At 64.3% G+C, this 22800-nt stretch carries 18 protein-coding genes and 2 tRNA genes; 8 read left to right on the plus strand and 12 right to left on the minus strand.

What is annotated here, in order from left to right:
* The first annotated feature begins 121 nt into the window (after positions 1-121).
* The 5 genes from nirB to QZ409_RS16985 all read left to right on the plus strand — a co-directional run bounded on the left by nirB (position 122) and on the right by QZ409_RS16985 (position 8960).
* On the plus strand, positions 122-2593 hold the full coding sequence (gene nirB, locus QZ409_RS16965; protein ID WP_296713642.1) for a nitrite reductase large subunit NirB: 2472 nt from the start codon (positions 122-124) through the stop codon (positions 2591-2593).
* A gap of 21 nt (positions 2594-2614) precedes the next feature.
* Positions 2615-2953, plus strand: coding sequence for a nitrite reductase small subunit NirD (gene nirD / locus QZ409_RS16970; RefSeq protein ID WP_296713643.1), 339 nt, complete (start codon positions 2615-2617; stop codon positions 2951-2953).
* 219 nt (positions 2954-3172) lie between these two features.
* Positions 3173-5887, plus strand: a complete 2715-nt coding sequence (locus QZ409_RS16975; protein ID WP_296713644.1) for a nitrate reductase — start codon at positions 3173-3175, stop codon at positions 5885-5887.
* A gap of 23 nt (positions 5888-5910) precedes the next feature.
* A complete protein-coding gene (locus tag QZ409_RS16980) occupies positions 5911-7170 on the plus strand; it encodes an MFS transporter (protein ID WP_296713646.1) in 1260 nt (419 codons plus the stop codon).
* Between the two features lie 77 nt (positions 7171-7247).
* A complete protein-coding gene (locus QZ409_RS16985; protein ID WP_296713650.1) occupies positions 7248-8960 on the plus strand; it encodes a bifunctional protein-serine/threonine kinase/phosphatase in 1713 nt (570 codons plus the stop codon).
* A 31-nt stretch (positions 8961-8991) separates the two neighbouring features.
* Here the strand turns inward: QZ409_RS16985 and QZ409_RS16990 are convergent, their stop codons facing one another.
* The 3 genes from QZ409_RS16990 to QZ409_RS17000 are packed head-to-tail and all read right to left on the minus strand — an operon-like array spanning position 8992 to position 13346.
* Positions 8992-9477, minus strand: coding sequence for a hypothetical protein (locus tag QZ409_RS16990; RefSeq protein WP_296713653.1), 486 nt, complete (start codon positions 9475-9477; stop codon positions 8992-8994).
* Positions 9464-11857, minus strand: coding sequence for an arylsulfatase (locus QZ409_RS16995; protein WP_296713655.1), 2394 nt, complete (start codon positions 11855-11857; stop codon positions 9464-9466). Before QZ409_RS16995 ends, QZ409_RS16990 begins: the two co-directional genes overlap by 14 nt.
* Before the next feature lie 55 nt (positions 11858-11912).
* Positions 11913-13346: an arylsulfatase gene (locus QZ409_RS17000; protein ID WP_296713658.1), complete on the minus strand. Its 1434-nt coding sequence runs from the start codon at positions 13344-13346 to the stop codon at positions 11913-11915.
* A 189-nt stretch (positions 13347-13535) separates the two neighbouring features.
* On the opposite strand from QZ409_RS17000, the gene QZ409_RS17005 reads away from it, so the two are divergent.
* A complete protein-coding gene (locus QZ409_RS17005; protein WP_296713661.1) occupies positions 13536-14228 on the plus strand; it encodes a Crp/Fnr family transcriptional regulator in 693 nt (230 codons plus the stop codon).
* Positions 14229-14270: 42 nt separating this feature from the next.
* Here the strand turns inward: QZ409_RS17005 and QZ409_RS17010 are convergent, their stop codons facing one another.
* The 4 genes from QZ409_RS17010 to QZ409_RS17025 all read right to left on the minus strand — a co-directional run bounded on the left by QZ409_RS17010 (position 14271) and on the right by QZ409_RS17025 (position 16652).
* Positions 14271-15065, minus strand: a complete 795-nt coding sequence (locus tag QZ409_RS17010) for a pentapeptide repeat-containing protein (RefSeq protein ID WP_296713663.1) — start codon at positions 15063-15065, stop codon at positions 14271-14273.
* Positions 15066-15162: 97 nt separating this feature from the next.
* Positions 15163-16167, minus strand: coding sequence for a PHB depolymerase family esterase (locus QZ409_RS17015; RefSeq protein ID WP_296713665.1), 1005 nt, complete (start codon positions 16165-16167; stop codon positions 15163-15165).
* Positions 16164-16373 carry a hypothetical protein gene (locus QZ409_RS17020; protein WP_296713668.1) on the minus strand — a complete coding sequence of 70 codons (210 nt, stop codon included), beginning with the start codon at positions 16371-16373 and terminating at the stop codon, positions 16164-16166. The genes QZ409_RS17015 and QZ409_RS17020 overlap by 4 nt, the downstream gene beginning before the upstream one ends.
* A 57-nt stretch (positions 16374-16430) precedes the next feature.
* A complete protein-coding gene (locus QZ409_RS17025; RefSeq protein ID WP_296713670.1) occupies positions 16431-16652 on the minus strand; it encodes a hypothetical protein in 222 nt (73 codons plus the stop codon).
* 220 nt (positions 16653-16872) lie between these two features.
* On the opposite strand from QZ409_RS17025, the gene QZ409_RS17030 reads away from it, so the two are divergent.
* Entirely contained in the window at positions 16873-17985 is a 1113-nt protein-coding gene (locus QZ409_RS17030) for an NADH:flavin oxidoreductase/NADH oxidase (RefSeq protein WP_296713672.1), read from the plus strand.
* Between the two features lie 51 nt (positions 17986-18036).
* Here the strand turns inward: QZ409_RS17030 and QZ409_RS17035 are convergent, their stop codons facing one another.
* The 4 genes from QZ409_RS17035 to rlmB form a co-directional block, all read right to left on the minus strand.
* A complete protein-coding gene (locus QZ409_RS17035; protein ID WP_296713674.1) occupies positions 18037-18519 on the minus strand; it encodes a ferritin-like domain-containing protein in 483 nt (160 codons plus the stop codon).
* 216 nt (positions 18520-18735) lie between these two features.
* Positions 18736-18810: transfer RNA gene (locus QZ409_RS17040), tRNA-Thr, on the minus strand.
* A gap of 89 nt (positions 18811-18899) precedes the next feature.
* On the minus strand, positions 18900-20576 hold the full coding sequence (locus QZ409_RS17045; protein WP_296713675.1) for an MFS transporter: 1677 nt from the start codon (positions 20574-20576) through the stop codon (positions 18900-18902).
* A 142-nt stretch (positions 20577-20718) separates the two neighbouring features.
* Positions 20719-21579 (minus strand): 23S rRNA (guanosine(2251)-2'-O)-methyltransferase RlmB, encoded by an 861-nt coding sequence (gene rlmB / locus QZ409_RS17050; RefSeq protein WP_296713677.1) that lies wholly within the window; start codon positions 21577-21579, stop codon positions 20719-20721.
* A 202-nt stretch (positions 21580-21781) separates the two neighbouring features.
* On the opposite strand from rlmB, the gene QZ409_RS17055 reads away from it, so the two are divergent.
* Positions 21782-21866 (plus strand) — tRNA-Tyr (locus QZ409_RS17055).
* A 134-nt stretch (positions 21867-22000) separates the two neighbouring features.
* Here the strand turns inward: QZ409_RS17055 and QZ409_RS17060 are convergent.
* Positions 22001-22660, minus strand: a complete 660-nt coding sequence (locus QZ409_RS17060) for an SOS response-associated peptidase (protein WP_296713680.1) — start codon at positions 22658-22660, stop codon at positions 22001-22003.
* Positions 22661-22800 lie beyond the last annotated feature (140 nt).

The raw sequence follows: 22800 nt of genomic DNA on the forward strand, positions 1-22800 counted from the left end.
GACTGACTGGCGCCTTTCCCTTGGGTTAGGCGCCGGAAGCGTGGGCGTCGTCAGACACACTTTCCCTTGTCAGTCTCACTCGTGAACCTTTGCCCGGATTCGTCGCAGCAAAGGGTCCGTCATGGGACAGATCGAACAATTTCCGCAGCCGAAGCGGCTTGTCATCATCGGCAATGGCATGGCCGCGGGTCGAGCCATGGAAGAATTTTTCGCCAAACAGCACGGGCCGATGAAGGTCACGGTGTTCGGCGCCGAGCCGCACGTGAACTATAACCGCATCATGCTGTCGCCTGTGCTCTCGGGCGAGAAGACCTTTGAAGAAATCATCATTCACGACCATGCCTGGTATGCGAAGCACGGCGTCGAGCTTCGTTCGGGCGAGCCGGTCGTCGGGATCGATCGCGCGGGCAAAACAGTCGAGACGGCGTCCGGCGAAAAAGTTCCCTATGACAAGCTGATCATCGCGACGGGTTCGATGCCCTTTGTCATTCCGGTTCCGGGCGCCAATCTCGAAGGCGTCGTCACCTTCCGCGATCTCGACGATGTCGAGAAGATGCATGGCGCGGCGGACAAGGGCGGCAGCGCCGTGGTGATCGGCGGCGGCCTGCTCGGCCTCGAAGCGGCGGCGGGCCTCGCGCTGAAGGGCATGAAGGTTTCGGTCGTGCATCTGATGCCGACCCTGATGGAGCGCCAGCTCGACCCCAGCGCCGGCTATCTGCTCGAAAAGGCGATCACGGCGCGCGGCATCGACGTCTATACCAAGGCGAATACCGAGGCCATTCTGGGCGCGGATTGCGTCACTGGCGTCAAGCTGAAGGACGGGACGATCCTGCCGGCGGATCTTGTCGTCATGGCGGTCGGCATCCGGCCCAATTTCGGCCTCGGCAAGGCGGCGGGCCTCGAATGCAACCGCGGCATCGTCGTCGACGACATGCTGCTCACCAGCGATCCCGATATTTTCGCGGTCGGCGAATGCGTCGAGCATCGCGGCCAATGCTATGGACTCGTCGCGCCGCTTTACGAAATGGCCAAGGTTCTGGCGAGCGAACTCGCGGGCGAAAAGCCGGCGGGCTTCGTGCCGGCCGTCACCTCGACCAAGCTGAAGGTCACCGGCATCGACCTGTTCTCGGCCGGCGACTTTTCCGATGACGACATCAACAATGAGGTCGTGCTGCGCGACCCCGCGCGCGGAATTTACAAGCGCGTCGTGCTGCGCGACGACAAGATCGTCGGCGCGGTGCTCTATGGCGACACCGAGGACGGCGCCTGGTACTTCGATATGCTGAAGAAGGGCGAGAACGTCTCGGACATCCGCGACACGCTCATCTTCGGCCAGGCCTATCAGGGAGGGTCCCCGCTGGACCCTACGGCGGCCGTTGCAGCCTTGCCGGATGATGCGGAAATCTGCGGCTGCAACGGCGTCTCCAAGGGTGCGATCGTCGCGGCGATCCAGGCGGGGGGCCTCACCAGCCTCGACGAGGTGCGGGCCAGCACCAAGGCGTCGGCCTCTTGCGGCCAATGCGCGGGCAAGGTCGATCTGCTGCTCGCCGCCACGCTGGGCGACAGTTACGAGAAATCCAGCCGCCGGCCGATGTGCAAATGCACCGATCTGACGCATGAGGAAGTGCGCCATTTCATCAAGACCAAGCCGCTGAAGTCGCAGCCGGCCGTGATGCAGGAACTGGCCTGGAAGACCTCTGGCGGCTGCCCGTCCTGCCAGCCGGCGCTGAATTATTATCTGCTGTGCGACTGGCCGCTGGATTATCGCGACGATTACCAGGCGCGCTTCATCAATGAGCGCGTCCACGCCAATATCCAGAAGGACGGCACCTTCTCGGTCATTCCGCGCATGTGGGGCGGCGTAACCAGTTCGGACGAATTGCGCGCCATCGCCGATGTGGTCGATCGCTTCAAGATTCCGATGGTGAAGGTCACCGGCGGCCAGCGCATCGACCTGCTCGGCGTGAAGAAGCAGGACCTTCCCGCGGTCTGGGCGGATCTCATCGCCTCCGGCCTGATGTCGGGCTTCGGCTATGGCAAGAGCCTGCGCACGGTCAAGACCTGCGTCGGCTCGGAATGGTGCCGGTTCGGCACGCAAGATTCCACGGGACTTGGCGTCAAGCTTGAAAAGCTGATGTGCGGCTCATGGACTCCCGCGAAACTGAAGCTTGCCGTTTCCGGCTGCCCCCGCAATTGCGCGGAATCGACGGTCAAGGACATTGGCGTGATCTGCGTGGATTCCGGCTACGACCTCCATATCGCCGGCGCCGCCGGATTGCATGTGCGGGCTACCGACCTGATGGGCCATGTCGACACCGAAGAGGAGGCGATCGAGCACATCGCGGCTGTGACGCAGATGTATCGCGAAGAGGCCGCCTATCTCGACCGCCTCTACAAGTGGGTCGAGAAGACCGGGCTGGAACGCGTGCGTCACGCGATCATGGAAGACCATGACAACCGCAAGGCGCTGTTCGAGCGTTTCCTCCTGTCGCAGCGCGTGACGCGAAAAGACCCATGGGCCGAACGCGTCGCCGGCAAGGATCTGCACGAATTCATGCCGCTCGCGGTTCTCACCCGCATCGCCGCCGAATAACGCCCATCGAGGAGCCACAACATGCAGGAAGCCCAAACCTATTGGTTCGACGTTGGGCCCGTGACCGCCATTCCCTTGCGCGGCGCGCGCACGGTCAAGACGCCGCGCCGCGAAATCGCGGTGTTTCGCACCGCGACAAATGATGTCTTCGCCCTCGAAAACAAATGCCCGCACAAGGGCGGTCCTTTGAGCGAAGGCATCGTCCACGGTCACAAGGTCGCCTGTCCGCTGCATAACTGGATCATCGATCTGGAGAGCGGCGGGGCGACGGGCGCCGACCAGGGCTGCGCGCGAAAATTCCCGGTGAAGATCGAGCGCGGCCGCATCTATCTCGACATGGGCATGGCCGCCCAGGCGTGACCCCTCATCCGTCTCGCGCTTTGCGCGATCCACCTTCTCCCGCAAGGGGAGAAGGAAAGCGCGCCGATCATTGGCGTCCTTCTCCCCATAGGGCGTTCGCAAGAACGCCTGTCCAAGGACGGGCTATGGCGGGAGAAGGTGGCGCGCATAGGGCGTCGAAAGACGCCCGTCTTATGACGGGCTAGGGCGCCGGATGAGGGGGCTTTCGAAGGAACCACGATGACCAGTTCGATCTCGACCACATGTCCCTATTGCGGCGTCGGCTGCGGCGTCAGCGCGGAAGTGTCCGGCGCAAAAGTGCTTGTGGCGGGCGAGAAGACGCATCCGGCCAATTTCGGCCGGCTGTGCGTCAAGGGCGCGTCGCTGGCTCAGGTGCTGACGCTGGAGGAGCGGCTGCTCCAACCGCGCATCGGCGGCGCCGATGCGAGTTGGGACGAGGCGCTGGAGACGGTCGCGCGCGTGTTCAGCCAGACCATCGCGGAGCACGGGCCGGACTCGGTCGCCCTCTATGTCTCGGGCCAGCTGCTGACCGAAGATTATTACGTCGCCAACAAGCTGATGAAGGGCTTTGTCGGCTCGGCCAATATCGACACCAATTCGCGCCTGTGCATGTCGTCCTCGGTGGCGGGCCACAAGCGCGCCTTTGGCGCCGACACCGTGCCCGGCTGTTATGAGGATCTGGAAGAGGCCGATCTCGTCGTCCTCGTCGGCTCCAATCTCGCCTGGTGCCATCCGATCCTCTACCAGCGGCTCGTCGCGGCGCGCGAGAAGCGCGGCGGCCTTCCGCGCGTGGTCAATATCGACCCGCGCCGCACCGCGACCAGCGAAATCGCCGATCTGCAGCTTTCACTCGCGCCGGGCTCGGACGTCGCGCTGTTTTCCGGTCTGCTGCTCGAATTGAACCGCGCCGGAAAGCGGGCGAAAAAATTCGTCGCCGCGCACACCAATGGGCTGGACGTGGCGCTCGCTGCCGCCAAGCCTTGGACGCTCGACAAGATCGCCGCCGAGACCGGCCTCAGCCGCGCCGACCTGCAACGCTTCTACGATCTCGTGATCGAAAACGAGAAGACCGTCACGGTCTATTCTCAGGGCGTCAATCAGTCTGCGGCGGGGACCGACAAGGTCAACGCCATCATCAATACGCATCTACTGACCGGGCGCATCGGCAAGCCTGGCTGCGGGCCTTTCTCAGTCACCGGTCAGCCCAACGCCATGGGCGGACGCGAGGTTGGCGGCCTTGCCAATATGCTGGCCGCACACATGGAGCTGGATAATCCCGCCCATCGCGCGCTCGTGCAGAATTTCTGGGGCGCGCCGAGGCTTGCGGACAGCCCCGGTCTCAAGGCGGTGGAGCTGTTCCAGGCCATCGACGACGGCCGCATCAAGGCGGTCTGGATCATGGCCACCAATCCGGTGGACAGCTTGCCCGACGCCGATTTCGTCCGCGCCGCGCTCAAGAAATGCCCCTTCGTCGTCGTTTCCGACGTTGCGGAATATACCGACACCGGCGCGTTCGCCCATGTGCTGCTGCCCGCGCTCGCCTGGGGCGAGAAAGAGGGCACGGTGACCAATTCCGAGCGCCGCATCTCGCGCCAGCGTGCGCTGCGCGCGCCGCCGGGCGAGGCGCGCGCCGATTGGGATATCATCTGCGACGTCGCGCGGCGCATGGGCTTCGGCGAGGCCTTTTCCTATGACGGCCCGGCGCAGATTTTCCGTGAGCACGCCGCTCTGTCCGGAACGAACAATGGCGGCGCGCGCGATTTCGACATTTCCGCCTGCGCCGACATTTCCGACGCGGCTTACGCCAATCTGGCGCCGTTCCAATGGCCAGTTCGTAAGGGCGAAGAAAGCGGCGACGCCCCGAAGCGCTTCTTCGCCGATGGAAAATTCTTCACGCCGGACGGCCGCGCCAATTTCGTCGCCACGCCTTATCGCGGCCTCGCGCAAAAAGCCGCCGAAGGCGAGTTCGTGCTGAACACCGGCCGGTTGCGCGACCAATGGCACACGATGACCCGCACCGGCCGCGCCGAGCAATTGTCGCAGCATATCGCGGAGCCTTTCGCCGAATTGAACCCGCTCGACGCCGCGCTTCTTGGCGTCGAGCCCGCGGGCCTCGTGCGGCTTTCCAACGCGCGCGGCGCGGTGCTGTTGCGCGCGCAGATCACGACGAGGCAGCGGCGCGGCAGCGTGTTCGCGCCGATCCATTGGACCGATCAATTCGCCTCCGCCGCGCGCGTAGACGCCCTGGTCGCGCCGGTGGTCGACGCGATCTCCGGCCAGCCGGAATCCAAGGGAACGCCTGTTGAAGTCGAGCCTGTCGACGCGGCCTGGTACGCATTCGCCCTGACCCGCAAGAAACCCGAACATCTCGACAGCGCCTATTGGGCGATCGCGCGCATCGCGGGCGGCTGGCGAGTCGAACTCGCGGGGCTCGAAGCCCCCGAAGACTGGGAGCTTTTCGCGCGCCGCCTGTTCGGCCTCGGCGCAGGGGAGGGCGAGCTGACCGTCCTGCGGGACGCGCGCTCCGGCTCTTATAGCTGCGTGGCGGCCCAAGACGCGCAAGACAGCGCAAGCGCAAGCGGTCGGCGTATGCCGGAGCCCGCCCAAGAAATCATCGGCGCGATCTTCGTGGCGAAGACGCCGGTCTCCGTCGCCCGCTCCTGGGCCTGCGAGCAATTCGCGCAGGATGGAGTCAAGCCGCTGGCTTTGCTCGCCGGGCGCCCGCCGCGCACGTGCCGCGACCCTGGCCGCAAGGTCTGCGTCTGCATGAATGTCGGCGCCAACATCATTCTCGACGCCATTTCCGAGAAGAACCTCGGCAATGTCGCCGCCGTTTCCGACGCCACGGGCGCCGGCTCCGGCTGCGGCTCCTGCAAACCCGAAATCGAACGCCTGCTCGGCCAGCAGCGGGCGGCTGTCGCTTTGAAATCGTGATACTGAATTGAAAGGGTGAACGTATGAAACTGTCCGACCTTAAGCAATCCGGTCATTGGCCGACGCTGCTGTCCGCCTTCCTCTATTTCGACATCAGCTTCATGGCCTGGGTCTCGCTTGGCCCGCTCATGGTCTATATCGCCAAGGCCATGAATATCCCGGTCGAGCAGAAGCTGACGCTGGTCGCCATTCCGGTGCTATCGGGCGCGATCCTGCGCATTCCGTTGGGCATTCTCGCCGATACGATCGGCTCCAAGCTGACCGGCACAATCGCGCAGGTCGTCATGATCATCGCCTGCGCCTATGTCTGGATGTTCGGCCTGAGCGGCCCCGAGTCGGTGGCCATTTTCGGCGCCATTCTCGGCCTTGGCGGCGCCTCCTTCGCTGTGGCCTTGCCGCAGGCGAGCCGCTGGTATCCGCCCCATCTGCAGGGCATTGTCATGGGCATCGCCGGCGCCGGCAACATGGGCGTGGTGCTCGACACCCTGTTCGCGCCGACCATCGCCGAACATTTCGGCTGGCAGGGCGTCTATGCCGCGCTGCTGATCCCGATGGTCATCATCCTCGCCATTTACATGCTGACGGTGAAGGACGCGCCCGGCTCGGTCACGCGCGTCCCGCTTGCATCCTATGGCAAGCTGCTGCTCGACACCGACAGCCGCTGGTTTATGTTCTTCTATTTCATCACCTTCGGCGGCTTCGTCGGCCTCGCCTCGGCGCTGCCGCTCTATTTCACCGCACAGTTCCACGTCACCCCGGTGGCGGCGGGCCTGATGGTGTCGCTCATCGTGTTCTTCGGCTCGACCTTCCGTCCGGTCGGCGGCGCGATTGCGGACCGGGTGGGCGGCATCAAGTCGCTGACCGTGATGTTCCTGGTCGTGGCGGCCTGCTATTTCACCGTGTCGCAGCTGCCCGAAGGCCCGGCTCCGGTCGGCGCGACGGGATGGATGCTGACGGAATTGCCGATGATGGGCTGGGTCGCAGTGGCTCTGTTTTCGGTCGGCACGCTCTGCCTCGGCATGGGCAATGGCGCGGTGTTCCAGCTGCTGCCGCAGCGGTTCCGCAATGAAGTCGGCGTGATGACCGGCTTGGTCGGCTTCGCCGGCGGCCTTGGCGGCTTCTTCCTCGCCAAGGCGCTCGCGACCTCCAAGGGCATGACCGGCGGCTTCATGGCCGGGTTCCTGTTCTTCGGCTTCCTCGCTTTGCTCGGCGTCGGCGGCCTGACCCTGGTCAAGCATCGCTGGCGTACCACTTGGGGCGCGGCCTCCGGCGCCCGCATCTGATCAGCAATATTCCCTCTCCCCGTAAATGCGGGGAGAGGGTTAATCTGACGGGCTGTTCCATCGCATGAGTCTGCCGAATGACCCGCCTCGACCGCTTCGATCATGACCTGCGCTACGAGATCGGCTTCGCCAGCGAATGCGGGCGGCGCGCCGACAATCAGGATTATGGCGCGGCGCGGGTCGGGCGGCCGCGCATCGATTCCCGAGCAGGGATGGTCGCCGCCGTGGCGGATGGCGTCGGCGGCCACAAGGGCGGGCGCCAGGCGTCCGAACTCACCGTACGAAGCTTTCTCGACGGCTTCTTCTCCCTGCCGGGATCGCTCGGCGTCCGGCAGGCGGCGGCGCGTTCGCTCGATTCCATCAACGCCTGGATCGTCGCGCAGGGCAGGGTCGATCCCGAACTCGCCGGCATGGCGACGACCTTCACCGCGCTGATCCTGTCGGGGCGCTCTGGCCATTGCGTCCATGTCGGCGACAGCCGGCTCTATCGTTTCCGCGAGGATGCGCTGGAGCAGTTGACCGACGACCATGTGATGGGGCGCGGCGATTTCAAAAACATGTTGCGCCGCGCCGTGGGCATGGATGAATCCGTCCGGATGGACCACAGCGCCTTTTCGCTGCGTCCGCTGGAACGTTACCTGCTGTGCAGCGACGGCGTGCATGGCGTGTTGAGCGACGCGAAATTGCGCGAAATCCTGGCCCGTCGCGCCGCGCCGCAGCAGACCGCGCAAGATCTCGCCGCCGCCGCGCTCGACGCCGGGAGCGCCGATAATTGCACCGCAATGGTTATCGACATTCTCGATACGCCGCCTGCCGAAGCTGGCGAATTGCGCGATTTCTTCCATGATCTGCCGATCCTGCCGCCGCCAGGTCCGGGCGTGCTGGTCGATGATTACCGCCTCGACTCGCTGCTGGCCGAGGGCCGCTATAGCCGGCTGATGCGCGCCGAGGATTTGCGCACGGGCGCGCAGGTCGTGATCAAGTTTCCGCAGCCGCGCGTGACCGAGGACGCCGCCTATCGCCACGCCTTCGTCAACGAGGCGTTCGTCGCCAGCCGGGTCCGCAGCCCGTGGATCGGCGAGGTCATCGAACAGCCGGCGGAGCGCCAGACCCGGCTCTATTCGGTCATGCCATTTTACGACGGTGAAACGCTCGAACAGCGCCTGAACCGCGAGCCGCGAATTTCCTATGCCGAAGGCGCGCAGCTCGCCACCCGCATCGCCCGCGCCGTCGTCGCCCTGCATCGCGCCGGGATCATCCATCGCGACATCAAGCCGGATAATATCCTGTTGCTGAAGGACGGCGGCTTGCGCCTGATCGATCTTGGCGTCGCGCGCCTGCCGCAACTGGAGGATTTCGCGCCGCAGGATATTCCCGGCACCCCCTCCTTCATGGCTCCGGAACTGTTCGCGGGCGCGGCGGGCGATGAAATGTCGGACCTGTTCGCGCTTGGCGTGACGGTCTATCGCCTATTTTCGCGCGCTTATCCTTATGGCGAGATCGAGCCTTTCACCAAGCCGCGCTTCGGGGCGCCGGCCTCGCTCGCCGCGCGCCGCCCCGATCTGCCCGCCTGGTTGGAAGGCGCCATCGCCAGGGCCATCGCGGTCGATCCCGCGCAGCGTTACGGCGACGTGCTCGAATTCGCCTTCGAGATCGAAAATGGCGCGCGGAGCGGACGCCCCGAAGCGCCAAAAAAGACCGCGCTCTACCAGCGCAATCCGCTGCTGTTCTGGCAGGCGCTCTGCGCTTTGCTCGCGGTGGCGCTGATTATCGTGCTGGCGCGACGGTGATGCGTCGCTTTGAAGCCGCGCTTCGCCTCTGTTACGGGCAGACATCCCAGAAGCCAGAACGCTGGGTCCAGTCGGTATAGTACCAGCACAATCCCGGCGCCGGCGCCCTTGTGGTGGCATAGGCGGCGGCGCCCGCCGCCGTCATGAATCCGATTGCGGCGCCCGCCGCAATGGCTCCGCCGGGAGCCCAACGGTAACCGCGTCCCCAGGCGCCGCGTCCACCGACGACCACCGTGTTGCGGCCGCCGCGATAGACAGCGCCACGCGCGACCCCGCCGCGATAGGCGCCGCCACGGACCGCAACGGCGCGACCGCCGCCGCCCCGAACCGCCACGGCGCGGCCACCGCCGCCACGAACCGCTACGGCGCGGCCGCCGCCACGTCCGCCGCGCACCAGGGTTGGCGACATTTCGCCCGTATCCCCGAGCGGCGCGATTGGCATCGCGACGGCGATGTCCGAAATCATGAAGACCGCCGCGACGGCCGCTATGAACGAGCGCAATTTATTGGACGCCATTTTTCCATCCTTCCAGAGTGACATCTACCTTGTCGACCTTACCGTTGAAAGTGAAGGGCGCGCGGTCGAAATAATCGAGCGAAACCGGCGAGCCGAGGTCCGTTCCGACATCGAAGGTCTCGCTCGCGGTAAAGGCGGCAGGAACGGTGCGCCCGACCGCAACGCGGAAGGCCTCGGCGCCATCGACCGAAACCGTCACGTCGGCGGGCGCCGCTGGCTTGGCGATCCTGGTGTCCACGATAATCTGATGCTTGCCGGGCGCCAGGACCTCGGCGCTGCGGCCGATGTAACGCTCGATCATCATCATGTTATATTCGTAAACGAGGCGCCCCTTGTCCATGTAGAGCGTCAGGCCGCCGCTGAATCCGCCGAGCGCATAAAGTACGCCCGAGGCGTCCTTGCCGACATCGACATCGACGACGATGCGATTGCTGACGCGCCCGACCCCCGGCGCCGCAAACTCGGGCAGTCGCGTCGTTGTGGCGTCGAAGCTCCAGTGCGTATAGGGCGTCTTGATGCGGTCTTCGGGATGGAGCCGGGTCCATAGCGCGGCGCCGACGGGAAAGACCTTGTTGGCCTCCGCCTCCTTCAGGAACAGCTGCTTCATCGCCGCGAGCTTTTCCGGCTCCTTGCTGGCGAGATTGTCATTTTCCGAAAAGTCTTTCCTGAGATCATACAGCTCCCAGACGTCCTTGTTGGCGTCCCATGTCGCAAGCCCGGGATTGACCGTCTTCCAGGGCGTCAGCGGACCGAAGGTCGCCGCGATCCAGCCGTCGTGATAGATCGCGCGGCTGCCATTGTTCTCGAAATATTGCGTGGTCTTGCGCCCCGGCGCCGCCGCGTTGGCAAAACTATAGGCCATGCTGATTCCATCGATCGGGTCCTGCTTTTCGCCATTGACGACCTCCGGCGGGGTAATGCCGAGAACCTCATAAATCGTCGGCGCGACGTCGTTGACGTGATGGAATTGCGATCGGGGAGTCTTGTCGGGCTTGACGCCCTTGGGCCAGGAGATCACCAGCGGATTGCGCGTGCCGCCGAAATGCGAGGCGACCAGCTTGGTGTAGCGGAAGGGCGTATCGCCCGCCCAGGCCCAGCCGGCGTGATACATGTTGTCGGTTTTGGGCGTGCCGAGCGCGTCGAGTCCGCCAAGCGTGTCGAGCGCCGCCATCTGCTGCTCGACGGTGTTGGGAATCTGGTTTTGCGCCAGAAGCTCGCTGATCGTGCCGTTCTGGCCTTCGGCGCTTGATCCATTGTCGCCGAAGATGAAGAAGATGAGGGTGTTATCGCGCAGGCCGCGTTGTTCGAGCCCATCGATCAGGCGGCCCACCTGCGCGTCGGTATGTTCGACGAAGCCCGCGAACACCTCCATCAGGCGGCGCTGGAATGGGCGCTGCGTCTCGGGAATGCCGTCCCACGAGGCCATGGAATCCGCGCGGGGGGTCAGTTTCGTATCCTGCGGAATCCAGCCGAGCTTCTTCTGGCGTTCGAACACGCGCTCGCGATAGGCGTCCCAGCCACCGTCGAACTTGCCCTTATATTTGTCGGCCCATTCCTTGAAAATGTGATGCGGCCCATGCGCGGCGCCCGGCGCCCAATACATCAGGAAGGGCTTGTCCGGCGAAAAGGACTGGTGACGGCTCAGCCAGGTCAGCGCCTTGTCGGTCATGTCCTGCGTGAGGTGATATTTCGGATCGTGCGGCGGCTCGACCGGGTTGCGGTTCTCGAACAGGCGCGGCTCATATTGCGAGGTTTCGCCGGCGAGGAAGCCGTAGAAATAATCGAAGCCATAGCCGGTCGGCCAGCGGTCGAACGGCCCCATCGCGGTGGTCTCGGTCGCCGGCGTATTGTGCCATTTGCCGAAGGCGGCGGTCTTGTAGCCATAGTCGTGCAGGACTTCCGCCACCGTCGCTGAGCTTTTCGGCATGACGCCGGTATAGCCGTCGAAATCGAGCGCGCGCTCGGCGATGGTGCCGGATCCGACGCGCTGGTGGTTGCGTCCGGTCAGCAAAGCCGCGCGGGTTGGGGAGCAGATCGAGGTGGTGTGAAAACTGTTGTAGCTGATCCCCTGATCGGCGAGACGGGACAGGTTCGGCGTATGGATTTCGCCGCCAAAGGCGTCGGCCACGCCGAAGCCGACATCGTCCAGCAGGATGATCAGGATATTCGGGGCGTCGGGCGGCAGATGATTGGGCTCCGCGCGCCAGACATGTTTCGACTCCTGCAAGGTCGGCCCGGCGGTGCTGGCCGACGGGACCGGCGGGAAGGGAAGCACGGAGCCGGCGGCGGGCGCCGTGTTCTCGTCGGCATGGGCGGGCGACAACGCCGCCGCGCCCGCGAATGCGGCGAGGATGATCGCCGCGCTGAAAATCGCCTTCATGCCGCGCCTCGTTTCTTTGCGCCGAGTTGATTGAAACAGTCGCTCGTCGCCGCCCTTAATGCGGGATCGCGAGCTTTTCATGCGGCAGGCCGCCGTCGTCGATGTCGAAATCCGGGTCCATCACCGTCTTGCCCTGCGAGCCGACGAAGGCCGGCTGGGCCTTGATCCACAGGCTCGGCTTCTGCTCTCTGGCGTATTGCAGCAGCCGCGCTTCGAGATCGCGCGCGACTTCCGGATTTTCCGCCGCGACATTAGTCGTCTCGCCCGGGTCTTTGGCGAGATTGTACAATTCGGTCTTGCCCGGCAGCAGCGCGATCTTGACGAGCTTCCAGTCGCCCTTGCGCACCGCGCCGCGGAACAATTCGACATTGATCAGCACGTCGTCATTGGGGCTCGGCGCGCCCTCGGACAGGGTCTTCCACATGTCCTTGCCGTCGAACGGATGGTCCGGCCCGCCCGAACCGCCCGCCAACGCCAACAGCGTCGGCATGACGTCGACCATATGCACGGGATCGTTGACGATGCGGGGCTTCAGTTTCGCGGGCCAATTGACGAAGGCCGGGACGCGAACGCCGCCCTCCTTCAGGCTGCCTTTGCCGCCGCTGAAAGGCGCATTGCTGGCCGGCGCCTTCTGGCCCTGCTCGATGCCGCCTTCCTCATGGCCGCGCTCGTCATTGCTCTTGGCGCCCTGCGCGAACAGGCCGCTGGTGGCGCCGCCATTGTCGCTGGCGAACAGGATGATGGTGTTGTCGCGCAGGCCCTTTTTGTCCAGCTCGGCGACGATGCGCCCGATCTGGAGATCGAGCTCCGAGATCATCGCCATATAGGTCCGACGCAGCTTGTCGGGCGTGGCCTTGTATTTGTCGATCGCGCTTTCGGGCGCCTGGAACGGCGCGTGCGGCGCGAGCGATGCGAAATAGAGGAAGAACGGCTGCTTGCCGTCCTGCTGGTCGATGAGCTTGATCGCCTCGTCGCCGATGAGATCGGTGTAATAACCCTCTTCCTTGAGGAATTTGCCGTTGCGCTGCCAGTCGATCAGCCCGCCGCGCTCGCGGGTGAAATAATTCACCTCGCCCACGACATTGCCGTAGAAATGATCGAAGCCGCGGTTCTGCGGCCAGAATTTCTTGTCGGCGTGGCCGAGATGCCATTTGCCGGTCATCAGGGTCTTGTAGCCGGCTTCCTTCAACGCCTGGGGCAGGGTCTTCTCGTCCAGCGCCAGCCCATAGGTATGGCTGGGAAAGATCACCAGCGTTTGCAACCCGTAGCGCATGGGATAGCGCCCGGTCATCAAGGCGGCGCGCGAGGGCGTGCACACCGGCTCGCCATAGAAGGACTCCAGCCTCACACCCTCCTGGGCGAGCTTGTCGATATTGGGCGTGACGACCTGCCCGCCGCGATAGCCGAGATCGGCATTGCCGAGATCGTCGGCCATGATGAAAATGATATTGGGCTTTTTCGCCGCCTCGGCGGCGGCCGGCGACAGCAAGCGCGCCCGGCAAGGCGGCCCATTGCGAGAGCAGGCGATGCGTCTTCATCTTCGCGGCTTTCCCAAAATTCAACGGAAATAAAAGTGCAGCCCGTGTGCAATCGCCCCGAGGCCGGGGCCGGCGGGAGGAGTCCTTGTATAGTTGCTCCTTCGGTGAGAGATTGGCCGCCCACGATCTATCGGAAAAATATGCTTGCCCTCGAAGCCGCCCGCAAAATTGCCGTCTCCCAAGGCTGGCTCAGCCTGACGCCGCCCTCTTTTCAGAACGCTGTCCTCCAGCGGAGCCGGCTGCAAAGCTGCAAGGCCGGCCAGACGCTCTATATGGTCGGCGATCCGCCGGGCGGCATGTATGGGCTGGTTTCGGGCGGGCTCGGCGTCACGATCGCGCCGGGTGAGCGCGGCCCCTATTTCGGTCATCTCGCGCGGCCGGGGACCTGGTTCGGGGAGGCCGCCGCTATGACCCGACAGCCGCGCCGGGTCGGCCTGACGGCGACGCGCGACGCCGAATTGCTGCACCTGCCGCTATCGAAGATCGACGAGATCGTCGGCGAGGACCCCTCGGCCTGGCGGATGTTCGCGCTGGTGACGCTCGGCCACCTCGACATGGCCATCGGCGCCTGCGACGATCTGATGATGCGCGATCACGTCAAGCGCTGCGTGGCCATCCTGCTGCGGCTCGGAGGCTGCCGGCACGTGTCCGCGCCCGCCGCGCTGATCGACATCGATCTGAGCCAGGACGACATCGCCACGCTCGCCAATGTCGCCAGAACAACGGCCGGCTCTGTTCTGAGAAGCCTCGAAAAGGCTGGCCAGATCGAACAAAGCTACCGCCGCATCCGCATATTGGCGCCCGACGCGCTGCGGGACATTCTGCGCGACTGATATTTTTTTCCGCAGCAAATAGGTGAACGGGATTGGCGCGGATCAATCCTTCACCGCGCGGTCGAGATTGAGGGCGGCTCCGAGCAGCGCCGCCTGCGCGGCGTTGATTCGCGCCGAGGCGATATCCATGCGTTCGACCTGGGCGCCGGTGAGCGTCGCGCCGCGAAAATCCGCCCCCGCCGCGTCGGCGCGGGAGAGATCGGCGCCCGAGAAATTCGCGTCCGTCAGATTGGCGAAAGCGAGATCGACCCGCGAGAGATTCGCATGGGTGAAATTGGCCCGGGTCAAGTCGGCCGAGCGCAGAATCGCGCGCATCAGGCCCATCGACTGGTTTTTCATATCGGCGGAAGCGTTGGAATCGGACAGGTTGGCCTCCACCATGCTGGCGCCGGTGAAATCGCCCGCGAGCCGCGCGTGCGAAAAATCGGCGCGATCCAGTTTCGCGCCCTGCATTTGCGAGCCGAACAATTTGGCGCCCGAGAGATTGGCGCCGGTGAAATCGGCCATCAGCGCCCAAACCTGATCCAGCTGGCCGCCGCTGAGATTGGCGCCGGCGAATTTGGCGCGGTTGAGCCGCGCGCCGCGCAGATTGACGCCGGCGAGGTTGAGCTTCGACAGGTCCAGACCGTTGAGGCTTTTGTCCGAGAGATCGAGCGGCACCCCCGCGCTTTTGGCGATCATCGCCTCGACATTGGCGCGTGACAATTCCGCCGTGGTGAAGGCGGGCGAGGACAGATCGACACCGGCCAGCATGCCCTGCGCAAGGCTCTGCGCGATCGGCGCAGTGAATGCGAGCGCGCAGGCCAGCGCCAGTCCCATGCATGTGCTTCGCTTCATCGGACTCCCCGGGCGCTCCCCCAATCTCTTAACGCATCCAAGGCCGAAAAGGTTTGGCCGAAGCGGGAGCTATGGCGTTTTTAAGAAAAAGCGGCCTTCACGCGCCGATGCCCCAGAAGTCGGCGATGAGCCGCGCGGCGGGCAGGCCTGCGTTGAGGACGCCGAACCCTTCCCGCCCTCCGTCGGCGGCGGCGGAATCGACGGGAAATCCATGACCCATTTCCGCGATGGTCCAGATCTCCACAGCCGCGCGCCGGGGCGTGCTCCAGACGCGGCGCCGCACCCCGGGCCTCGGCGTCGTGTCGGCGTTCGGCGTTCCGCTGAACCCATGAACCTCGCTCCATTGGATGGCGAGGGCTTCGGCGTTACGCGGGTCGACCAATTGATCGCGCTCGCCTTGCCAGATTGAAAGCCGGGGCCAGGCGCGCGGCTTGACCGTCGGCGGCGCGGCCCGGCGGACAGAATCCGCCAGCGTCCTGCGGCTCATCAGGCCATCGGCGCGGCGCATGCGCAACAGGGCCGAGGCGCTGTTGTATGCGGCGCCGACGGGCATGCCCGCGACAACGGCCCCTGCCGCGAAAACCGCTGGATAGGCCGCTAGCATCGCCGCCGCCATGGCGCCGCCGGCGGAAAGGCCGACGATGAACACCCGGCGCGGATCGGATTTGTAACGGACGGTCGCCGCGCGCACCATTTGACGGATCGACATCGCCTCGCCGCCGCCCCTGCGGACATCGCCGGGTTGATACCAGTTGAAGCAGCGTCCATGGCTGTTTTTTGTGGTCTGCTCCGGCAGCAACAGGGCGGCGCCGATATGCTGGGCCAGGGCGATCCAGCCCGAATTGCGGGCGAAGGAAGAGGCGCTCTGGCCGCAGCCATGCAGCACCACGATCAGTGGCGCGCCTGCGGCAAGCTTTTTGGGCGGCGCATAGACAAACATGCGCAGGGCGCCCGGATTGGAGCCGAACGCCTCGACCTCGACGACGCGTCCGGCGGGACTGGGCGAGGGAATGGCCTTCACGAGCGGCAGCCAAGCCGCCGTCCAGAACGCCGCCGCGCCTTTCATGGCCTGACGAACCTGTTTTGAACTGCGCGCCTTCATTTCCCGCTTTTGCGTCGCTTGGGCTTTGCGGGTGTCTTGAGCGCAGCGGTCCAGAAATCGGCCGCCATCTTGCCGGCCTCGTTGATCATGGCCGTTTGCTGCTTGCGCGCGGCGGCCTGAAACAGGCCTCGCCCCGTCCCGGCGACTTTGTTGGCGCCGCTCAGCCACAGGCTCATGAAAGGATTCTTTTTCGTCAGATGACGCATGCCGGCCTCCTTGCGGGCGCCGCAGGGCGCCCCAGTTTCGTCGCGGCGATTCGCTAATCAATCGGCGCGGTCGAGCCTGTCCCGTCCATTGACGATCCAGTTGTCGATGCGCGTGTCCGAGACAGTTTTATTATCCGGCCCGTTGATGCGGATGACCTCGCACCCTTGCATATGCAGGGCTCTCGCGTGGGCCAGGGCGCGCCGCTCGGTGGGCGCGCTCGGCGCGCGCGTTTCCCTTGTGCCCGGCGAGGTCCGATAAATGACAACCCAATCCGACATGGCGCGCTCCTCCGAAATCGAAGTTCTCAAGCTAGCGTCCGAGATCGCAGTTTGAATGACGGGGATCAAATTGTCGCGGAAAATCGGCACAAGTACACATGATCCGGCGGGCTGAATTGTTCCCGCCGCCAGTCGTCCTTTGCATTTGCGCACGACGCCTGACGATACGTCGCGGCGCGACCTGCGTTATGCTGATGGCTCCGCCACCGGGGACGCCATCATGTCCGAAACCATGCTTTTCTCTCCCTTTCAGGTCGGCGACTTGAAGCTCGACAATCGCATTGTCATCGCGCCGATGTGCCAATATTCGGCCGCCGACGGCTGCATGACGGACTGGCATCTTCTCCATTACGGGCAGCTCGCCCTGTCCGGGGCTGGGCTGCTGACGATCGAGGCGACGGCGGTGTCCCCGGAAGGCCGCATCACTTTTGCCGACGTCGGGCTTTATTCCGACGCCAATGAGGTCGCCATGGCCCGCGTGCTCGACAGCATCCGGCAGTGGTCGCCTATCCCCGTCGCGATCCAGCTCGCCCATGCTGGGCGCAAGGCGTCCTGTGACCTGCCGTGGAAGGGCGGTGCGCAAATTCCGCCCGAATCGCCGCAGGGTTGGCGCACCGTCTCGCCGTCCTCGCTCGTCGTCGCTGCGGACGACGCCCCGCCGACCGCGTTGAGCCGGGAGGAGATGAAGCGAATTCGCGGCGATTTCGTCGCCGCTGCGCGCCGGGCTGCGCGTCTGGGGCTCGACGCCGTGCAGCTGCATGGCGCGCATGGCTATCTCCTGCATCAGTTTCTCTCGCCGCTTTCCAACAAGCGCGACGATGAATATGGCGGCCCGCTCGAAAACCGCATGCGGTTCCCGCTCGAAGTGTTCGACGCCGTGCGTGAGGCGTTCCCTGCCGGACGCTCGGTGACAATGCGCGTTTCAGGCACGGACTGGATTGAAGGCGGCTGGTCAATCGAGGAGACCGTCGTCTTCGCGCGGGCGCTGGAACAGCGCGGCTGTGGGGCCATTCACGTTTCGAGCGGCGGCCTGCTCCCGGCGCCAATCCCGGTGGGTCCGGGCTACCAGGTCGCGCTCGCGCGAGAGGTCAAGGCGGCTGTCGGCATTCCAGTTGTCGCCGTCGGACTCATCACGGAGTTCGACCATGCGGAGGCCATCCTCAAGGCCGGCGACGCCGACCTGATCGCCCTGGCGCGCGCCGTGCTCTACAATCCGCGCTGGCCCTGGCACGCCGCCGCCCATTTCGGCGCCCATGTTCGGGCGCCGAATCAATATTTGCGGTCGCAGCCGCACCATTTGAAACATCTTTTCGATGCGCCCGGCGCGGCTTGAGACGATCCCGTCAAAGGATTTTGAAAGTTTGGCGGGATCGTTTGGTCAGCTTTACGCCGCCTTCAGGTTGACCTTCGCTTCTGCGAGCTTGGTGAGAAGCTGGTCCGTGCCGCGCTCTTCCAGCAGGGTTTCCTCGAGAAGCTTTGCGGCATCTTTCATTCCAAGTTCTTCGGCCCAGGTCCTGAGCGCGCCGTAGCGGGCCATTTCATAATGCTCGACGGTCTGGGCTGCCGCGATCATCCCCGCGTCGAGTGCGGTGCTGTCGCCGAAATCCTCAACGACCTCGTCGCATTCTTTCAGAATTCCGGTGATGGCTTCACATTTCACGGCCTTCGGCGGCTTTCCGAGAATCTGGAAGATTCGATCGAGCCGCTTTACCTGGCCCTCGGTCTGGGTCAGATGCGTTTGAAAGGCCTTTTTCAACTCTGGGGACTTGGCCTTTTGGGCCAGTTTCGGCAACGCCTTGAGAATCTGGTTCTCGGCGTAATAGATGTCCATCAGCGTGTTTTCGAACAGCTTTCCGAGTTCTTTCATGACGTTTCCTCTCGCTTCAAGTGCTTGAAGAGACGCTAGATAGGCCGGGTCGGGGTGCGCGGGCAGCCTCGGAATATACTCATTGCGAAGAGTCTGGCTCTGCTTCTTGAGCGGCGCGGGCCGGCTCGGACAGGGCGGATCTCCGCTCAAAACCCCGGTTTTCTTAGGGTATATCTGGCGGCTGCGGCCGGTTCCGGACGATTGTGGATAGGGAAGTGGTGCCGGATGAGGGGATCGAACCCCCGACCTTCGGTTTACAAAACCGCTGCACTACCGCTGTGCTAATCCGGCTTTCCGCATGGAGCAGAATGGCGATCTGCTAGCAGTCCGCCGCCGCAGGCGCAAGGGGCGGCGCGTCGCCGCCCCTTGCGCCCGAGCGATCAGTCGCTCGCGTAAATGTTGCGGTCCTTGGTTTCCGGCACGAAGATCAGGCCGACCACGACAGTCATCAGCGCGACGCAGACCGGATACCACAGGCCGAAATAGATATTCCCGCTGGCCGCGACCATGGCGAAGGCAAGGGGGGGCAGGAAGCCGCCGAACCAGCCATTGCCAATGTGATAGGGCAGCGACACCGAGGTGTAGCGGATACGGGTCGGGAACAGTTCGACCAATTGCGCCGCGATCGGCCCATAGACCATGGCGACGAGAATCACGAGCAGGGTCAGCAGGCCAAGCACGCCGGGCTTGTTGATTCGCGCCGGATCGGCGGCGGCGGGATATCCGGCGGCCTCGATCGCCGCAAGCAGTTCGGCCTCGAAGGCGGCCCGCTTCTGCGCCAATTGGTCCTTGGGAAGATTGGTCCCGTCGAAGGAGGCGATCTCCTTGCCGCCGATTGAAATCCTCGCAACCGAACCTGCCGGCGCCGACACATTGGAATAGCTCACAGCGGAATTGGCGAGCACATTCTTGGCGATGTCGCAGGAACTGGTGAAGGCCGCGTTTTCAATCGGATCGAACTGGAACGAACATTGAGCCGGATCCGCGATGACCGTCACCGGCGCGGTGTCCTGCGCGTGCGCCAGGGCCGGATTGGCCATGACCGTCAGCCCGTGGAAGATCGGGAAATAGAGCAGGGCGGCGAGCAGGCAGCCGCCAAGAATGATCGGCTTGCGGCCGACCTTGTCCGACAGCCAGCCGAAGAACAGGAAGAACGGTGCCCCGAGAATCAGGGACCCCGCGATCAGCCAGTTGGCTGTGGCGCCGTCCACTTTCAGGATGCGGGTCAGGAAGAACAGGGCGTAGAACTGGCCCGTATACCAGACGGCCGCCTGTCCGGCGGTGCCGCCGAGCAGCGCGATCAGCGCGATCTTGGCGTTGCTCCATTTGCCGAAGGCTTCGGTTACAGGTGCGCGCGAACCGCGCCCCTGCGCTTTCATCTGGCGGAAGGCCGGCGTTTCATTAAGTTGCAGGCGCATCCAGACCGACGCGACCAGCAGAACGAAGGACAGCAGGAAGGGGAAACGCCAGCCGTAGAGTTCGAAATTTTCTTCGCCGATCAGCGCGCGCATCGCCATGATCACAAGCAGCGACAGCAGCAGGCCAAGCGTGGCCGTGGTCTGGATCCATGAGGTGTAATAGCCGCGCCGACGCTGGGGCGCATGTTCGCCCACATAGATCGCCGCGCCGCCATATTCGCCGCCGAGCGCCAGGCCTTGCAGCAGGCGCAGCATGATCAGCAGGATCGGGGCGGCGAAGCCAATGGCGGCGAAAGTGGGCAGCAGACCGACCAGAAAGGTCGAAACGCCCATGATGAGAATGGTGATGAGGAAGGTGTATTTGCGTCCGACGATGTCGCCGAGCCGGCCGAACAGAACGGCGCCGAGCGGACGCACCGCGAACCCTGCCGCGAAAGCCAGCAGGGCGAAAATATAGCCTGCGGTCGGATTGACGTTGGAAAAGAAATGCTTGGCAATGATCGCGGCGAGCGAGCCGTAAAGATAGAAATCATACCATTCAAAGATCGTCCCCGCCGATGCGGCGAAGACGACGCGCTTTTCCTGCTTGGTCATGGGGCGGCTGCGGTCGTCCGCCTGCGCCAGAGCGGCCTGGGTCATTGATGGAAATCTCCTCCCGAGATTGTGGTCATATCCTGAATTTCTTCTTATTGATTCAGGTCAATATGCCGTCCTCGCGTGGTCGAGGGCAAGCCTTCGTTGCTGGATTGGCGCCAGTTATATTCGATAATAAATATATATCCTATTCCGCGAGCCGGGCGCGAGTCAGAGCCAGGGCGACCGCGCAGGCGTTTGAAACATTGAGGCTTTTGATCGCGCCCGGCATGTCGAGCCGCGCCAGGACATCGCATTTTTCGCGTGTCAGGCGGCGCAGGCCCTTGCCCTCGGCCCCCAGCACCAGCGCGACCGGACGGCTGAGCGTGGTCTTTTCGAGGCTTTCGGGGCCTTCCGAATCGAGGCCCACGCGCAAATATCCCGCCGCGCCGAGCCGGTCGAGCGCGCGGGCGAGATTGACGACCTCGACCAGCGGCGCATGTTCGAGCCCGCCGGACGCCGTCTTTGCCAGAACGCCGGACAGTTCCGGCGCGTTGCGCTCGGTCACGATTACCGCGTCGACGGCGAAGGCGGCGGCGGTGCGCAGAATGGCGCCGACATTATGCGGGTCGGTGATCTGGTCGAGCGCCAGAACCAGCCCGGACTTGTTCTCGATCTCGCTGACGTCGAGCGCCGGCAAAGGGCGGGCTTCGAGCAACACGCCCTGATGGACCGATTCGGCACCGAGGCGGGACGACAGCGTCTCGCCATCGACCAGATGCAGCGGAACGCCGCGCGCCTCAACGTCAGCGGCGAGCTTTTCGGCGGCCGCCGGGGTGGCGAAAAGGTCCAGGCAGGCGCGTTGCGGATTGCGCAGGGCCTCGCGCACGGCGTGATAGCCGTAAAGCGTGGCGAGTTCGGCGGAAGGGCGCCGGAAGCTGCGCGTTTCCGCTTTCTGGGCGTTTTTGGCCGCCGGGCCGGGCGTGAATCTCGGCGCCCTGCGCGCGGGCTTCTCGCCTTTCGCTTCGCCAAATTGCCGATCCGTCCGGCGCCCGCCTTGTTTCTTCATGCATGCCTCCGCCGGGACCACCCGCAGCCGGCCGCTCCCCGGCCTGTCCTCTCACGCGCGAGCCGCTTTGACAATCGGCCGCGATTGGCCGCTCGTTTTTGGAGTTGACACAAAGGACGGATAAAAGCATAAGCCCCCCTGTCGGGCGGCCCCGTTGTCACGGGGCTTTTTCGTCGCTGGAAGGCCTCGCGCCTTCCCGGTTGGGAGAGTGTCCCGAGCGGCAAAGGGGGGGGACTGTAAATCCCCTGGCTATGCCTTCGTAGGTTCGAGTCCTACCTCTCCCACCAAAACCTCCGTTAACGATCTGAATTAGCTCGTTATTTTCGCGGGGGCGCGCTGCGGTCCCCCGCTCAGTCCCCCAGACGATATCCATAGAGCGGCATCGCGGTCATTCGGGCGTTGTCTCGCTTGATACAGCCAATTAGGCGAATCCAGCATCCTGCCGATCGCCTCTTGCCACGATTTTCAGCTTGCCGGCGGCCAGCGGCCGCTGCAACTCCATGGCTACCTGGGTCGGCGCGTTCAGCCAGACGTCGATTTCGTCTTCGCCGGTCAAGATCACCGGCATGGCCTTGGGATGGATCGGCGCAACCTCAGCATTGGCCTCAGTCGTCAGGAATGCATAGAGGTCGCAGGTGACCTCGCCCTCTTTGGCTTTCCGAACGGACGTCCAGCCCGTCCAGATGCCGGCGAAACAGGCGAGCGGGCGATCTTCCCCAAGGGCGAACCAGACCGGGATTTTCTTGCCGTCTGGTCCCGTCTCGTATTCCGAGAACGACGTGAACGGCACGATGCAGCGGTTCGCCGGCCCGAGCCAGCGCCGCCAATGCGGCGAGGACGTATTGCGGACGTTAGTGACGCCCGGATCCGTCGACCTGCCTTTCAGCGCAAATTGAGGTGACGGCATTCCCCACCTGGCCATCGTCAATTCGCGTGCGCCTTCGGCAACGCGGACAATCGGCGCGGCATAGTCCGGGAAAACGCCCGGCATGGGCGGCAAATTGCCACTCATGTCCTTGGTGACGCGGAACAGCGCACGCATCGCGTCTTGTGTTCTGGTGATGCTGTAGAGGTTGCACATTGGCCGGCCCCCATTGGGTGGTCCGGTTTGAATGTTAGTGCATGACGAGCTGCGGCGCCAATGCCGGGGTGGCCGGCGAAGCTGGTCCGGATTGCGCAGCCGGCCATAGAACGGCTTCTGGAGCGGGCGGTTTATAGCCC

The organism is Rhodoblastus sp. (genome assembly GCF_019449565.1).
Lineage (GTDB): Bacteria > Pseudomonadota > Alphaproteobacteria > Rhizobiales > Beijerinckiaceae > Rhodoblastus.